The 14,372-nt window shown below is 63.8% G+C and carries 14 protein-coding genes; 6 read left to right on the top strand and 8 right to left on the bottom strand.

The annotated features are described in order from the left end of the window. Window positions 1–9: 9 nt before the first annotated feature. Window positions 10–570 carry a DUF2087 domain-containing protein gene (locus tag ACT53S_RS05575; RefSeq protein WP_113379476.1) on the bottom strand — a complete coding sequence of 187 codons (561 nt, stop codon included), beginning with the start codon at window positions 568–570 and terminating at the stop codon, window positions 10–12. Window positions 571–873: 303 nt separating this feature from the next. Between ACT53S_RS05575 and ACT53S_RS05570 the strand changes: the two genes are divergently transcribed. Then, on the top strand, window positions 874–1,533 hold the full coding sequence (locus ACT53S_RS05570; RefSeq protein ID WP_113379475.1) for a glutathione S-transferase family protein: 660 nt from the start codon (window positions 874–876) through the stop codon (window positions 1,531–1,533). Window positions 1,534–1,615: 82 nt separating this feature from the next. Here the strand turns inward: ACT53S_RS05570 and ACT53S_RS05565 are convergent, their stop codons facing one another. Next, window positions 1,616–1,972 (bottom strand): DUF4406 domain-containing protein, encoded by a 357-nt coding sequence (locus ACT53S_RS05565; protein WP_476066220.1) that lies wholly within the window; start codon window positions 1,970–1,972, stop codon window positions 1,616–1,618. 118 nt (window positions 1,973–2,090) lie between these two features. Between ACT53S_RS05565 and ACT53S_RS05560 the strand changes: the two genes are divergently transcribed. Then, window positions 2,091–2,846, top strand: a complete 756-nt coding sequence (locus ACT53S_RS05560) for a DeoR/GlpR family DNA-binding transcription regulator (RefSeq protein ID WP_476066219.1) — start codon at window positions 2,091–2,093, stop codon at window positions 2,844–2,846. A gap of 12 nt (window positions 2,847–2,858) precedes the next feature. Here ACT53S_RS05560 and ACT53S_RS05555 read toward each other — a convergent pair whose 3' ends face one another. The 3 genes from ACT53S_RS05555 to ACT53S_RS05545 form a co-directional block, all read right to left on the bottom strand. After that, the gene (locus ACT53S_RS05555; RefSeq protein ID WP_476066218.1) at window positions 2,859–4,196 is read right to left on the bottom strand and encodes a lipopolysaccharide biosynthesis protein; all 1,338 of its coding nucleotides are present in this window, start codon (window positions 4,194–4,196) and stop codon (window positions 2,859–2,861) included. After that, a complete protein-coding gene (locus tag ACT53S_RS05550) occupies window positions 4,193–5,488 on the bottom strand; it encodes a GNAT family N-acetyltransferase (RefSeq protein WP_476066217.1) in 1,296 nt (431 codons plus the stop codon). The genes ACT53S_RS05555 and ACT53S_RS05550 overlap by 4 nt, the downstream gene beginning before the upstream one ends. A 121-nt stretch (window positions 5,489–5,609) precedes the next feature. Next, window positions 5,610–6,617 carry an asparaginase gene (locus ACT53S_RS05545; protein ID WP_476066216.1) on the bottom strand — a complete coding sequence of 336 codons (1,008 nt, stop codon included), beginning with the start codon at window positions 6,615–6,617 and terminating at the stop codon, window positions 5,610–5,612. A 72-nt stretch (window positions 6,618–6,689) separates the two neighbouring features. Between ACT53S_RS05545 and ACT53S_RS05540 the strand changes: the two genes are divergently transcribed. From ACT53S_RS05540 to ACT53S_RS05525, 4 genes are all read left to right on the top strand, one after another. After that, entirely contained in the window at window positions 6,690–7,424 is a 735-nt protein-coding gene (locus ACT53S_RS05540) for a DUF3750 domain-containing protein (protein ID WP_476066215.1), read from the top strand. A 574-nt stretch (window positions 7,425–7,998) separates the two neighbouring features. After that, a complete protein-coding gene (locus tag ACT53S_RS05535) occupies window positions 7,999–10,329 on the top strand; it encodes a right-handed parallel beta-helix repeat-containing protein (RefSeq protein WP_476066214.1) in 2,331 nt (776 codons plus the stop codon). 130 nt (window positions 10,330–10,459) lie between these two features. Beyond that, window positions 10,460–10,765, top strand: a complete 306-nt coding sequence (locus ACT53S_RS05530) for a hypothetical protein (protein ID WP_476066213.1) — start codon at window positions 10,460–10,462, stop codon at window positions 10,763–10,765. Between the two features lie 136 nt (window positions 10,766–10,901). Next, window positions 10,902–11,282: a VOC family protein gene (locus tag ACT53S_RS05525; RefSeq protein WP_476066212.1), complete on the top strand. Its 381-nt coding sequence runs from the start codon at window positions 10,902–10,904 to the stop codon at window positions 11,280–11,282. Between the two features lie 24 nt (window positions 11,283–11,306). On the opposite strand, the gene ACT53S_RS05520 is transcribed toward ACT53S_RS05525, so the two are convergent. From ACT53S_RS05520 to ACT53S_RS05510, 3 genes are all read right to left on the bottom strand, one after another. Next, window positions 11,307–12,047, bottom strand: coding sequence for a COG3904 family protein (locus tag ACT53S_RS05520; protein ID WP_476066646.1), 741 nt, complete (start codon window positions 12,045–12,047; stop codon window positions 11,307–11,309). Window positions 12,048–12,109: 62 nt separating this feature from the next. After that, on the bottom strand, window positions 12,110–13,417 hold the full coding sequence (locus tag ACT53S_RS05515) for a hypothetical protein (protein WP_476066211.1): 1,308 nt from the start codon (window positions 13,415–13,417) through the stop codon (window positions 12,110–12,112). Between the two features lie 135 nt (window positions 13,418–13,552). Beyond that, a complete protein-coding gene (locus ACT53S_RS05510) occupies window positions 13,553–14,164 on the bottom strand; it encodes a DUF1349 domain-containing protein (RefSeq protein ID WP_476066210.1) in 612 nt (203 codons plus the stop codon). Window positions 14,165–14,372: the final 208 nt, after the last annotated feature.

Below are 14,372 nucleotides of genomic sequence, written 5' to 3'. Positions count from 1 at the left end.
TCATGATCGTCAGTGCCGTACCTCGCTTCGACCCGACGTTACCAAACGGATCAGGGCCCGCGCCTCCGGCGGCGGACGCTTCTCGACGCGCCGGTACAGCCGGCAGTCCCGCGTGCGTGTCAGGAGCCCCATATTGACCAGTTCACGGCGGAGCAGAACGTGGTCGCCGAAATCATTGTGGCGCATCAGCACAGCATTGACCTCCTTCTCCACCAGATCCTGGCTTGCCGGCAGATAAGACCACATGACCCAGAGGGCCAGTTGCTGCTGGTTGAGCTTGCCCGGCCAGCGGATGAGCCGGTCGGTTCCGGCGAAGCACCGCGCCGTCAACTCGACGCGGCGGAAATCGACAGCCGGCTCCGCTTCGATCACGGGCGGGTTCGCCAGACGGTCTTCTGCGGCCCGGCTCGCCTTGAAATGCTGGTAATTGCGAAAGCCGACGGCGCGGGTCAGCATGTTCAACAGCTCGACATGGCCGGGCAATTGCGTCCGGGCTTCCAGTTCGCGCTTCAGGTTTTTGGCCAGCGCCGACAGATCGGGCGCAGAAAAGGCATGTGTCGTCTTCGACATCTCAATTCTCCTGGTCGTGCCCGGTCATCAAGGACCAACAGGGCCGGTGGTCACCGACTTCCGACGGGGCACGGGAAAACGAGCTTTCGTCGATCAGAAGAAGAAGCAGGTTTAGCTCCCCTCGTCGGGGCGGTGACGCCTGGGTGAACTGCAGACCCTGGAGCCGCAGAGATACGCGCGACCGGGGGGCGCTGTCAATCGCCCCATAAGATCAGCAAATTTCATCGGTCCGATCAGGCCAAACGGCTTTTCCCGCCGATGGCTCCGCGCTAGCCTCCGGCACATCACTCGAGGGAGAGCTGCATGCTGAAGATCTACGGCGTCTACAAGTCGCGCGCCACGCGCATTCTCTGGCTGATGGAGGAACTGGGGACGCCCTTCGAACTGGTGCCGGTTCTGCAGGCCTACAAGCTGAAGGATCCGATGGCCCCGGATGCACGTCTTAACACCCGGTCGCCGGAATTCCTTGCCGTCAATCCGATGGGCAGCATTCCGACGATCGAGGATGACGGGCTGGTTCTCAACGAGTCGCTTGCCCAAACGCTTTATGTGGCCAAGAAGAACGGTGGACCGATCGGCCCGCGCGATCTCCAGGAAGAAGCACAGATGCTGCAATGGTCGCTGTTTGCCGCGACCTCGATCGAGACGGACGCGCTGAAGATCTCGATGGCGAATGCCGAGGGGCGGCTGTCGACCGAGGCGGGCCAACAGGAAGCCAAGGTGATCGCCCGCATTCTCGCTCGTCCCTTCGGCGTTCTGGAGAAGCATTTTGCCCACAACGACTATGCCGTTGGCGGCCGTTTCACCGTGGCCGACATCAACCTGGCGGAAATCGTGCGTTACGCCCAGGCCTATCAGCCTCTGTTCGACGCCCATCCGAAGCTTGCCGCGTGGCTTGCGCATGTCCAGGCGCGGCCCGGCTTCAAGGCAATGTGGGAGAAGCGGATCAACGAGGTGGAGTGAGAGCGACGGTCGCGCTCACCCACGCTTCTTCGGCCGCCTGCCCTTGGCGCTTTAGATGCACGACCGGGTGCCGGCCTGCGCCTCAGCTGCAACCCGGCACGTCCTCCAGCCGGTACCAGACCGGGATGCCGCGTTCGGTGGCGATGCGCACGTCGTTGTCGGCACCTTTGGAGGCACCGGGAAGGCGCAGCACGCCGTCGCAGAGCTGCAGCAGCCGGCCGGCAACGGGGTGGAAGATCTCCTCGTAAAGCGCATCGCCGATCGCCTTGCCACCGGCGGCATGCCAGACCGGCAGCGCCACCCATTCGCCGATCATCGGCACGTGTCCCGCCTGGAACAAGGTATAGGACGGCGCTTCGAGCGCCTTCAGATTGGCGGCCATCTTTTCCGGGTCATCGCCCGTACCGGACCGGTAGGGGCCGGCGATCAAAATCAACATGTCATTCTTCCTTTTCGTTCGCTTGAGGCGGAAACATGCACATATCCGCATGATTCTGCTGGATTGTCGAATCTATTTCGATATTATCACGCAATATCGTGAACAAACGGGCGAAACCATGCTGACAGAACAGAGACGACGGCTCATCCTCGACGTGCTCACCCGCGACGGGCGGGCCGTGGCGGCGGAACTGGCGCGGCTGTGGGAGGTCTCGGAAGATACCATCAGGCGCGACATGCGCGACATGGCATCCGCGGGTCTGCTGAAGCGGGTGCATGGGGGCGCGCTGCCGGTCGCCGCCCCTTTGCCCGACCTGTCCACCCGCCGGGGACTGGCGACCGACGAGAAGCGGCGGCTGGCGGCAGCCGCCGTGCGGCTGATCTCGCCCGGACAGGTGGTCTTTCTCGATGGCGGTACGACGACGGCGGAAATCGTGCGCCAGATCCCGATCGATATGCCGCTCACCATCATAACCCATGCGCCGACGATCGCCGCCGAACTGGAGCGGCATTCAGCGATCGAAGTCGTGCTGATCGGTGGGCGGCTCTACCGGCATTCGATGGTCGCTGTCGGGCCGACGGCGCTTTCAGCCATCGAACGGATCCGGCCGGATGTGTTCATCCTCGGGGCGACGGCGGCCCATCCGACCGATGGGCTGTCGACGGGCGACCATGAGGAGGCCGCGATCAAGCGGCGGATCGTGGAGCGCAGTCGGGCGGTCTATTGTCCGCTGACGCAGGACAAGCTCGATCGGATCTCTCCGTTTGTCATCGCCTCCTTGAGCGATGTTACGGGACTGATCGTGACAGACGATACACCGGAGCAGACGCTCGATGCCTATCGCGCCTGCGGCGCGCAATTGATCCCGGCATGAGGCCGGCGCCGTTCAGCCCATGGCCGGAATGCGCGTAAACGGTCGCACCAGCACCCAGTAGCCGGTGTGCTGCCGGACGAGCCACGTCACCAGGACGAGCCGGATCGTCTGGACGAGGACCATGGCGGCAGCGGCACCGGTGATGCCGAATACAGGCACGAGCACGAGCATCAGCAGCAGGCAGATCACGACCGAGAGTGAGACGATGACGAGGCTCAGGCGATAACGGCCCTGAACGACGAGCAGCTCGGCCGCCTGGCCGGTCGCCGCACGAATGACATGGGCGAGCCCGAGCAGAACGATGCAGGGATAGGCCGAGACGAAGGCCGGACCAAACAGGTGCAGCAACGGATAACCGGCAACAATGGTCAGCGCCACCGACGGAATCGTCAGCCAGAAGGTGGCGTTGGTGGAGCGGGTTATGCTAGCCTGCAGTCCTGCCCTGTCGGCGGCAGCGAGCGAGAGCGAGAAGCCGCGGGCAGCGACGAGCATGAAGCCATATTGGACAAAGGCCGCCAGCGACAGGGACCGCTGGGCTGCGAAGTAGAGAGAGGCCTGATCCGGCGGGAGAAGGAAACCGAGGAGAAGCACGTCGATCCAGACGAAGAGTTCCTCCGCCGCCATGGCCGGCATCATGAGCACAGAGGCCAGAAGCCAGAAGCGACGCCGTCCGGCTGTGCTTGACCTGAGGTTCGTCTTTGGCAAGCGCGCGCGCAAAAGACCGGCCTGAAGCACGAGGATCGCGGTCGATGCGAGGACCACGAGGCAGAGAACCGTGACCGCATCGAGCGTGAACCCCATGGAGACGGCAAGGCCGACCCCCAGCATGACAAGCACGGGTCGCAGGATGAAGCCCGGCACGGTGGAAAGGGCATACCAGCCAAAGGCACGGGCGATCCCGGTCAGGTAGGTTTCAAGCGAGAGCACCGGAAAGCCGAGCGCGAGCACCGCGAGCGGCAGCAGGAAATCCGGCGACACGAGGTTGGGCAGAGCGAGGAGAAAGGCCATGGCCGCGACCGCCAGCAGGCCGGAGCCGAGCAGGACAGCCCAAAAACCGGTCGCGAGAAAGCCGGCAAGATGGGCCTGTTTGTCCCGCCGGCCATAGCGCGGAATGAAGCGCGCGGCGGAATCGTAGAAGCCGAGAACACCAACCTGACCCACGACACTGACCCAGGTCCACAGGATCACATAGACCCCGTATTCCGGCAGCGCCATGACGCGGGCGAGCACGATCTGCAGGCATAACCCGACACAGGCGGCGGCGATGCGCACGACGATACCGACGAGCGCGCTGCGCAGTCCGGTGTCACGCCAGAGATCGAAGACCCTTCGCCGGATCGTCGCGATCATGGCATTGCACAGAACACGAGACTGAGGGGACCGGCATTGCGTCCGATGAGCTGGTTGATGCTGCGCATGGCGGAAACCATGTGCTTGCGGATTTCCGGCCCGACCCCGTGAAAGATGGCCCGCAGACGCGGCCGCAGACCAAGCTTCCAGTGACGGCAGTAGAGGTGACCGAGACTGGTCAGCGGGAGATAGCAGGTGACGAGCGGTTCCGTGGTGTTGGTCCAGCTCGATTTGTAGGTGGAGGGATCGTTGAGGAAATCGAAGCGGCGGATTCCAGTCTCGATCGCCCAGCGCTGGGCGCTTTCCATCTGGACCTTGCCGGGGGAGTGTTTCTGCAGGGCCAGATCGATGGCGCCCAGGAAGCAATAATAGTCCTGGCGGAAGCGCATGCCGATCTCCAGCGCGATCGGCGTGTCGTCCAACAACAGGGCATGGAGGAAGACGCGCCCTTCCTCCTCGCCTCGATCATGGCCGAGTGCTGCCAGAAAGGCGGCAAAGCGCGGGTCGAAGACATCGCTACCGAAGCGGCCGGTGTCTCGCAACCAGTCCTGTTTCAGGGCGAGGCAGAGAGCCAGGTAGGCGTCATAGTCGGCCTCGCCGGGTACGAGCACCCGATAGTCCAGGCGACCCAGCTTTTCCAGACGGTTGCGGCGGCTGTTGCGCTGGAGGCGCTGTTTCTTCGGCAGGGTCCGGTGGTGGCTGTCCCAATCGGAAATGCCTGTGAGATCCATGATCGAGGATTGCTGCGCGGTGCCGGGCGTATAACCCCGTCCAGCGAGCAGGCGTCCGAGCAGGCCGTTCTGCGGCACGTGATCGAAGCAGACCGCATCCTGACCGCCGTGGCGACAGATCGCGTCGAATACCGTCCGCGCCAGCGAAAGATCGACGCAAGCGGCATCGTATAGCACGGTCGTGTACTGGTTCATCGGGGCCGTGAGCGGCAGGAGCACCGTCAGCGAACCGCCGGCGCGGCGCTTCATCAGCGGCCAGAGCATGACGCAGTCAGCGCCCTGCCACAGCATGTAGACCATGGGCACAGCTGCGCCATCGCCCTCTTTGGTCAGAAAGCTGCGGCACCAGGTCATGCACCAGTCGAAGCTCTGGAAATAGCCGAAGGGATCGGGTGAGCGCTTCTCCAGCGCCCGCCAGGCCGCTTCAAGCCCTGCAAGCTCGCCGAGCGTTTCGAAGCAGACGAGCTCGAGCGAGCGGCCGTTCGCATCGATGGTGGTCCGCCACGGACGTCGACCAGCGATACCGGCCGTTCGGTCTGGTTGCCTGCTCGAAAGATCCATGAAATGCGGCCTCGTCGTTTGTGCGCGATGGGTCGAGCGACAAGTCTACCACGACAAGGGTTAAACCTCCATTGAGGCAAAACGGGTTCGCGGCAACCTTGCCTTGCGCTTCGAGGACCGCTCAGGCGAAGAGCACGTCCGTCACCCGTACCTGGCCGACCTCGATGCCGTTCCAGTTGCGCATACCAAAGCTCGACAGCCGCAACAGCGCGGCCTGCTCGGCGCTGTCGCGCTCGAAGTGGCGCGCCAGAAGGGCCGCGATCATGGCTTCGGCGGCGCGGGTGGCGCCATCTTCCGCCTTGACGGCAAAGGAGAGGCCCTTCTCCGGCAGCACGGCGCAGAAGACACCCTCGGCGCCGGTCTTGGCGAAGATTTTTCCAGGAGCCACCTGCATCAGCCTGGTGCAGAAACGCCTGGTGCCGGCGACGTAGAAGGGCTCGGCCATGCAGGCTTCGATGAGCCGGCGTGCCGCGGCGGCGCGGATTGGGGCGAGCCCTTGGCCCATGCCGAGCTTGGCGAAGCCCTGGGCCAGTCCTCTCAGGGGCACGGCATAGGTCGGGATGGAGCAGCCGTCGGTGCCGCAATTGTCGGGGCCGAGGACTGCGCCCGTCAGGTCCTCCATGATCGCGCGGATCGAATGCTGCAGCGGATGGTCGTAGGTCGAATAGCCCTTCGGGTCTTCGCCCATATGGGCGCAGGTGCAGACGAAACCGGAGTGCTTGCCGGAACAGTTGTTGTGCAGGGCGGTGGGATGCGTGAGGGTGCGGGCCTGGGCAATGATGGTCTGCTGATCGAAGGACCAGTGGGCGCCACATTCGAGATCGGCTTCGCCGCGACCGGCAGCCTTCAACATTGATGCGGCGGTTGCGACATGCTCCGGCTCGCCGGAGTGGGACGAACAGGCGAGAGCCAGTTCGCGATCACCGAACCCGAAAGCATCCGCGGCGCCGCTTTCGACCAGCGGCAGCGCCTGCATGGCCTTGCAGGCGGAGCGCGGGAAAACCGCGGCCTCGATATCGCCGGCGGAAAAGACGACCTGCCCTTCCGCATCCACGACGACCGCCAGACCGCGATGGCGGCTCTCGACGAGTTGACCGCGCGTGACCTCGACCGTGACGGGATTGTTCATGACCTGCCTCAAATTGCCAATATTGTCTGCTGCTTCTTAAAGCATGCATCATCATCCTGTTCGAGGTCGGGGTTGAAAATTCTGCTGCGCGCCGCCGCCGTCATCCTGCTCGTGTTCGTGTTGCCGACGCTCGTCTCCGCCGGCCTCTGGGCAACGCGAGAGCATCCGCAAGGCTGGAGTTCGGCCAAATGGAGCTCGTCCGGTCTGTTGCCGTCAGCCGAGGACAGCCCGGAGGCGGCGATCTACGTATTCTCCGCCATGACCGGGGGCCTGAAGGGCGCGATTGCCAGCCATGCCTGGATCGTGACCAAGGAGAAGGGTGGCGCCTATCAGCGCTACGACAAGGTGGGCTGGGGTTCGCCGATCCGGCGCAACCACCGTGCCCCCGACGCCTTCTGGTATTCCAACCCGCCCAGGCTGGTCGTGGAGATCAAAGGCGAGAGGGCCGAGCGGCTGATCCCGGCGGTGGAGGCGGCGATCGAGGACTACCCTTATGGCCAGCCCGGCGGCTACCGGATTTATCCGGGGCCGAACTCGAACACCTTTGTCGCGCATGTGCTGCGCGAGGTGCCGGAACTCGGTGCCGTGCTGCCACCGGACGCGGTTGGGCGGGATTATCTCGGCAGCGGCACCTTCTACGCGCTGGACGAGGACGGGCGCGACCTGCATGTGAGCCTTGGCGGTCTCGCCGGCTTTTCGGTGGGAGCCCGCAGCGGGCTGGAGGTGAATTTCCTCGGCCTCGTGGCCGGCGTCGATCTCGGGCGGCCAGCGCTGAAAGTGCCGGGCTTCGGGGCGGTCGGCTTCTGATTGTCGAACGCCCGGAATCAAAAGAGCCACCCGCGAAGGTGGCTCCCATGAGTTTTAGTCCTTGTTCGGACCCGGATGGAAAACCATCCTGAGGAAGGCTGGATCAGGCCGAGGGCTGCCCCGTCAAAACCGCACCCTTTCCAAAGTCACAAACGCAGACCGAAATCTCACTAGACATTGGATCACCTTCCTTTCGTTACGTTGCCGATGAATGAAAGGTAGGGTGCGCACAGGGATTCGACAAGGCACGTTATGTGACGTTTTGTTTGGATAATTGTGTTGCGTTGCGGCGGGATGAGAGCATAATTCGCGCGCCGGTGATCCTCTGATCCTGCTGCTCCACGATCTGCTTTCGCAACATTTGAAATTGATACCGGCTGCATCGCGTTTTGCAGCTCCGGATCGCCACTCCAAATGCCAATGGTCGCGAGCCTTCCGCGACATGCTCCCTTGAAAAGACGTAATATTCGCCGCTTTTGGGCCCAAAGTTGGACCATTGGATGCGGCTCCATTCTTTCTTACACGTCATGCCCTCAGCACGGCTTTGCCGATCTTCCCGCCGGGGCGAACAAACATGACGCGCGCAACTACCCTCTTGTACAAAAGCCGGACGGCGGTGCTTCTTGCTTCGGCATCCCTGTGGGCGACCGGATCCGGTGCGTGGGCGGAAGATGTTTTCGCCAAGCGCTGGGACCCGTGGATCGAGACGGGTGCACAGGTCAGTTCGGCGCGCACAATCGGCGACGCCAACCTCTTCATGCCGCTCGCGCAGGATAGCGACACCCTGTTCTTCGCCGATATCAGAGGCATGTTCGACAGCCAGGATGCCGCCGAAGGGAACTTCGGTCTCGGCCTGCGCCAGATGCTGCCTTCCGGCTGGAATATCGGTGCCTACGGTTATTTCGACCTTCGCCGCTCCTCCTATGGCAACACGTTTCAGCAGGTGACGCTGGGTGCCGAGGCGCTGAGCGAGCAGTTCGATCTGCGCACCAACGTGTATCTCCCGGTCGGGCCGAGCGAGGTCTACATGGGCGGGGGGACCTCGACGTCGGTGGGTCCGTGGGTCTCCGATGCCGTGGTCAGCGGCGGGACGCTGGCGATCCGGCACCAGGCGGTCCAGACCACCACGACGCGCTACGAAGTGGAGAAGGCGCTGGCTGGTGTCGATGCAGAAGTGGGCGTACGGCTTCCGGTCTTCGAACCCGGCTCCGGCTTCGATCTCAGGGCCTTTGCCGGCGGCTATTATTTCGACGGGTCGGACGTCGACCCGATCGCCGGACCACGGGCGCGGCTGGAACTTGTGGCGGACGACCTGGCCGGGCTGCCGGGCGTCAAGCTGACCGGGGGCGTGGTCTACCAGCATGATGATGTGCGCGGCGATCAATGGATCGCTCAGGCGCGGCTGCGCGTACCACTCCAGCCACCCTCCGAACCGCGCGACAGAGGCGACGTGATGGAGCGACGCATGACCGATGCCATCGTGCGCGATGTCGACATCGTGTCGAACACGGCCGACGCAACGCGGGCGACGGACGAGACGCTGACCACGACAGAGGCCGCCATCAGCGACTGGAACGGTGCGTCTGTCACGACCTTCACCCAGATCGACGGTGTGACCCAGACCGGCAGCGATTTGCAGGCGGCCCTCGATGCCGCCGGGACCGGTGGGGTCATCCTGATCAACGGAACGGTTTCAACCGCGGCAGGCATTACGCTGAATGCGGGACAGACGGTGCTGGGCGGCGGAACGGTGCTGAGGCTCAGGGGTGCGAGCAGCGGCACGGAGGTGGACTGGACGGCCGGTGGCGGTTCGGGCGGCATCAGCGGCTCCAGCAGCACGCTTGTCCAGCTGGGGCAAGACAGCTTCCTGGGCGGTGTTGCCGTGGAAAACCTTTCAACCGCCGGCGGCTCGGTTGCCGTGAACGCGGCCAATGGCGCCGTGCTTCAGAACGTGGACGTGACGTCGGAGACAAGCGGCATCCGGGTCTCGGGTGTTACCGGATTTACCGTCGACGGCGGATCCGTCACGGCTGGTGGCGGCCATGCGCTGGACCTTTCGTCAAGTTCCGGCCTCGACATCCAGAACATCGAGATCGTGCAGAACGGAAACCGGGCGCTCGGCATTCGCGCAGACAATGTCAGCGGCCTGATCAAGGGCAACAGGGTCACGACCAATGGCGACGGTGACAGCAGTTATGTCGACACGGATGCGCAGGCGCGGTCGGCCCATGCGTTCTCAATCAACAACAGCGCCGGCCTTACCGTGGCCGACAACACGATCACGACCAATGGCGTTCAGGCCAACGGCTTCTACATTACCAACAGCGGCGGCATCGAGATCTCTGGCAATACGGTGACGACCAATGGCTACATGTCGCGCGGCATCAACCTGATCACCAGCGATGGCGCGGTGATCTCCGACAACGTGATCAAGACCAACACGACCAATGATGCCAACTGGTATGTCGGAACGATCGCCTTCGGGGTCCTCGTCGACCACAGCAGCAATCTGACGATCTCCGGCAACGACATCACGACGCAGATGCGGGGCGCAGCGGGCATCAATCTGCGCTATGGCGCCAACAATACAATCAGCGACAACCTCGTTACGACGAATGGCTCCAGCGCCAGTGCGGTCTATTTCGTTCGCTCGACCGACGCGGTCATCCGCGGCAACACATTGACGGCGACCAATCTCAGCGGCTCTTCCGGGATCTCCTTCGGCATCTATTCCCATCGCGGTCTTGCGGAGAATAACACCATTACCTCGCCGGGAGGCGCCGGCGTCAGCCTCACCTACGCAGACGATGTGACGGTTCGAAACAACCAAATTGTCGGTCAGGGCAATTCGGGCGTCTATACCTCGGACTCAAACAACACGACGGTCTCGGGAAATACGCCGTGAGCCTTGAGCGTGCTGCGGACGGGTGATCATCCGAGGGCACGCACGAATGTCGGACGGTCTGCGGACACGATAAGTGTTGACCAGCCCGTTACCGGCGACGACACTCCTTTCACAACGGGAGGAGAACACCATGGAAGACACCATCCGCTGGCGCAACATGCAATCGGCGCCGAGGGACGGCAGCCGTATTCTGGTGACGATCCGGCCGTCCGAACAGGGGCCGGGTGCGGTCGATCTCGTCTACTGGTCGAATGGCGACCGGTATGGCAGCGATGGCTGGCGCTCCTCGGATTCGACGCCGGGCGCGATTATCGCCTATGCGGAACCGGAATTGAAATGCTGGATGCCCCTGCCCGGCGCCGATCCGGACGCCATGACCCGCCCGCCGGCCTGGGAGGGCGAAGACGAGGCGGAACTGGACGGATCGGGGATCTGAGTTTTCGCCACACCCCAACCGTCGCCAGTCCTGCCACAAGACAACGCCTCGGATCGGCCCGTAACAAACCCGAACCCTGCGGCAGGCGGGGCGGTTGCGGATCGCATAATTGAGCCCCTTTGCCGCGGAGACCAGCATGTTCACCCATATCATGATCGGCAGCAACGACCTCGAGCGATCGAAGCGCTTTTACGACGCCACCTTCGCGGCGCTGGGCGGAGAACCGGGGGATATAGATGCGCGAGGCCGTCTGATCTACAGCCATAAGGGCGGGCGGCTGATGATCACGACACCGATCGACGGCAAGCCGGCAACGGCGGCCAATGGCGGGACGATCGGCATTCTGGCCGATAGCCCCGAACACGTGCGCGCCTGGCACGACGCCGGGGTGGAGACTGGCGGCAGATCGATCGAAAGCCCGCCGACGCTCAGGCCGAACGGCCAGTTCGTCGCCTATCTGCGTGACCCGGATGGCAACAAGCTCACTGCCCGGTCCCTGCCCGCTGAGAAGGCGTGAGCTGCTGCACGCCTTGCGCGGCACTCATTTTTTCACCGTCTTCTTGGCTGTGGCGACGGGGGTCGTGACCAGCTTGAAATCGGCCATTTCCTGCGGCGTCAGGTAGTAGAGCCGGTCGGGCGGCGTTTCCAGCGCGTGGATCCAGAGGCCGTCGGCGATGCCCATCTCGTCGAGATGGCGGGCGATACGGGCGGTGGTGCGCTGTGCTTCCGACATGGCCTGTTCCGGCGAGGGTCGCTGATCGCCGTTGCCGTTGAACACCTGATGCACGCCGAGGATGGCATTTTCCGCCGCCTCGCGGGCGACGCCGCCGGCAAAGACCAGCGGGCAGGAGGAGGCACAGAGCGCCTTGGTCGCCACGCGGGTGTCGAGGCCCTTTTCGCGGATCAGCTTCGACATGGCGAGCGCATCCTGCACCGAGCCACCGGGAGAATTGAGCGAGACGGCCTTCACATATTCGCCGCGCGCGGCAATCTCGGCGGCGAAGCGATCGGCAGCGCCGAGATCGATCGAACCCTCGGCCTTCAAAAGCCCGCCGGGCTGCAGGTCGAAGCGCATGGGCTGGCGCAGCACCTCGGGCGCGCTTTCCGGCTCGACCGGTGGCGCCTGGGGCACGCCGTCCGTCAGCGCCGGCGGCAGCACGGGTGCGTCCGTGGTCATCGGGTCATGGCCGGGAAGGCTTGCGTTTTCGAGGCTCATTTCCCTGATATCGACGACGAGAAAGGCCCCGGCGGCCGCCAGCAGGCCGAAGAAGGCGCCGCGCATCAAGAGGCCGTCATCCGCCCGCAAAAAGGCGTCCCTCAGCCGCGGAAAGAGAGCGGCGGGTCTCACGCGGGCGGCCCCTTGCGCGGCGTCTTCGCCGCCATGTCGAGGCTGGTGATGTTGGGCGCCGTGCGCTCCCGCTCCTCCTCAGCCTCGGCCGCATCAAGAGCCTGCTCCACATCGATCCCCCGGCTGCTCAGCGCGCGCTGGACTTCGAGCGCTTCCAGAAGCTCGGCGGCGGTGATGCGCTGGGCGAAGGGCAAGCGCTCTTCCTGCCGACGGATCGCGCCATGCACGACGGCGAGGATGAAGACGAGAACGGCGGGCAGAAGATCGATGGAGATCGCGCCGGCCCAGGCGGGGATGAAATCGGCGGCATAGCGCAACACGGCCTCGGCCGAGGACAGCGGCACGAAGCGGCGCTCGGCGACCGGTTCGCGCGCCAGAATATCGTCCGCCGCCTGCGACAGGACCTGCGACTGGGCAGTGACGGAGGCGCGGATGGTCTGCATCACCTGATCCTGGCGGTTCGCGAGATCCGCCGCCTGGCCATCGGCGACCGGGGCGATGAAGCCGAGCGAGAGGTCTTCCGCCGCGCGCTTGACCGAGGGAGCGATCGAGGTCTGTTCCAGCGAGGTGATGACGCCCGAGAGCGCCACGACTTCAGCTGAAAATTCGTCGCTGCGGGGTGCAATGGCACCGGGGGCGGAGACGAGCTTGCGCATGGTTTCGAGGTGGCCGCGGCCCTGATCGAAGAGGGTCGTGACCCGTTCGCGCGAGGCGGTGATGCCGGTTTCCAGTTCCTTCAGCTGGGCGGACATCTGGGTGAGCAGCTGCACGACGCTGCCGGAGCCGGTGGTGCCGGTCAACGCGCCGTTCTGGCGCTCGTCTTCGGCGAGCCGGGCGAAGCGTTCGGAGGTGCGCTGGATATCGGGCAGCAGACTTTGCGCCGCAAGCGCGTTCTGATGGGCTTGGTCGAGGTCGGCGGTGTAATCCTCCACCGTTTCGGCGAGATGCTGTTCGAGTGCTGCCGAACCGGCAAGGGCCGCCGCATTCAGCCAGCTCGACATGGCGATGATCATGGCGCAGCCGAGCGCCATGACGCCGAGCATGGCCCCGCGCGCTGCCGGGCCCGTCACATGCGGATAAAAGCGCGCCATGTAGGACCAGAAGGCATAGATGGCGACCGAAACCGAGGCCGAGTAGATGATCGCGGCGAAGAAGACAGCTGTGGCGGAGCCGTCGAGAATGCTGCGCACGCCGAGATAGGTATAGACGCCGGAGGCCAGCGCCAGCACGGCGAGCGCAAAACGGGTCATGGTTTCGACGGCTAAGACGCCATCCTGCAAACGATGCGAAGCGCCAAGCGCCATGAAGACCTCCAGCCGATAAGAAGCGTTAACAAGCGCTTAAGAAGGGGGCGGAATCAAGGCTGATGGACGTGCGGGCCAGGCTGACAAAAGAGGACGGCAATCCGGCCGCAAACACATCAAGCCGCGCATGAAGAGCTAACTTAGATCGTGGAGGTCTTTTCCCAGTGCCGGGCCGAGGTGCCATTCTGTAAAGCGCACCTGCAAACCGGCCCGTTCCGGCGTACAGCACATCGGGCCAACAAGATATTTCTCGGATTTCGGGAACGGGCTCAGACGCACCAGTGGCCAGGCTTTGCCGTCGCTGGATGCCTGTATTCTCAATACTCCGGCCTGGACCGTTACCCTTACCCAGAAATCCGATGGATCGCCTGTGAACTGCCCCGTCGCCCAGTCCGATGCCCCATCGGTCAATACGCTCCCGAGCAGTCCATGACCGTCGGAAAACTCGATCCCCGTCTTGACCCAGCGACTTTCGTCGATCCGCACCATGAGACCGGCTTGGTCGTAGAGGTGCTGGAATTGCGCTTGAACGCGGACCTGGGCAGTGAAGCCATCGGCGGACTCGAAGGCGTAGAAATGCCCGGTATCGCGGACAAAACCATAGTGTGTCTCGCGCCAGAAATCGGTGTTCGCGCCGGTCGTGATGCACAGCTCGTCATCCGTAACCGAGACGCTTGGCGGTCTGTTCAGCCAATGGCCATTTTTCAAATTTTGCACGTGCAGCTCCTGATGAGGTCGGGGTGACATACTGATGGAGAATGTCGCGTCAGGATAGCGGAGGTTGCGTCCTTCCGGCCGCCATCCTCAACACAAACTTCGCGCACATTGTCCATCCGCGGGCATGTCTCCACCATCCGGTCGAAGACCAAACCCGCATGCACAATCGGGGCGGCGCCATCGGGGAAGCAGGCCAAAGCGCGTCCCTCAGTGAAGCGAAGTGCCTCAACATACCAGA

The sequence above is a fragment of the Allorhizobium sp. DMC15 genome, from assembly GCF_056314065.1.
This window is presented reverse-complemented; position numbering and strand designations above follow the sequence as displayed.

Bases quoted from the DNA above. Each gene is read 5' to 3' on its own strand.
- ACT53S_RS05575 (WP_113379476.1), bottom strand. From the start codon at position 570: ATGTCGAAGACGACACATGCCTTTTCTGCGCCCGATCTGTCGGCGCTG.
- ACT53S_RS05570 (WP_113379475.1), top strand. From the start codon at position 874: ATGCTGAAGATCTACGGCGTCTACAAGTCGCGCGCCACGCGCATTCTC.
- ACT53S_RS05565 (WP_476066220.1), bottom strand. From the start codon at position 1,972: ATGTTGATTTTGATCGCCGGCCCCTACCGGTCCGGTACGGGCGATGAC.
- ACT53S_RS05560 (WP_476066219.1), top strand. From the start codon at position 2,091: ATGCTGACAGAACAGAGACGACGGCTCATCCTCGACGTGCTCACCCGC.
- ACT53S_RS05555 (WP_476066218.1), bottom strand. From the start codon at position 4,196: ATGATCGCGACGATCCGGCGAAGGGTCTTCGATCTCTGGCGTGACACC.
- ACT53S_RS05550 (WP_476066217.1), bottom strand. From the start codon at position 5,488: ATGGATCTTTCGAGCAGGCAACCAGACCGAACGGCCGGTATCGCTGGT.
- ACT53S_RS05545 (WP_476066216.1), bottom strand. From the start codon at position 6,617: ATGAACAATCCCGTCACGGTCGAGGTCACGCGCGGTCAACTCGTCGAG.
- ACT53S_RS05535 (WP_476066214.1), top strand. From the start codon at position 7,999: ATGACGCGCGCAACTACCCTCTTGTACAAAAGCCGGACGGCGGTGCTT.
- ACT53S_RS05530 (WP_476066213.1), top strand. From the start codon at position 10,460: ATGGAAGACACCATCCGCTGGCGCAACATGCAATCGGCGCCGAGGGAC.
- ACT53S_RS05525 (WP_476066212.1), top strand. From the start codon at position 10,902: ATGTTCACCCATATCATGATCGGCAGCAACGACCTCGAGCGATCGAAG.
- ACT53S_RS05520 (WP_476066646.1), bottom strand. From the start codon at position 12,047: ATGCGCGGCGCCTTCTTCGGCCTGCTGGCGGCCGCCGGGGCCTTTCTC.
- ACT53S_RS05515 (WP_476066211.1), bottom strand. From the start codon at position 13,417: ATGGCGCTTGGCGCTTCGCATCGTTTGCAGGATGGCGTCTTAGCCGTC.
- ACT53S_RS05510 (WP_476066210.1), bottom strand. From the start codon at position 14,164: ATGTCACCCCGACCTCATCAGGAGCTGCACGTGCAAAATTTGAAAAAT.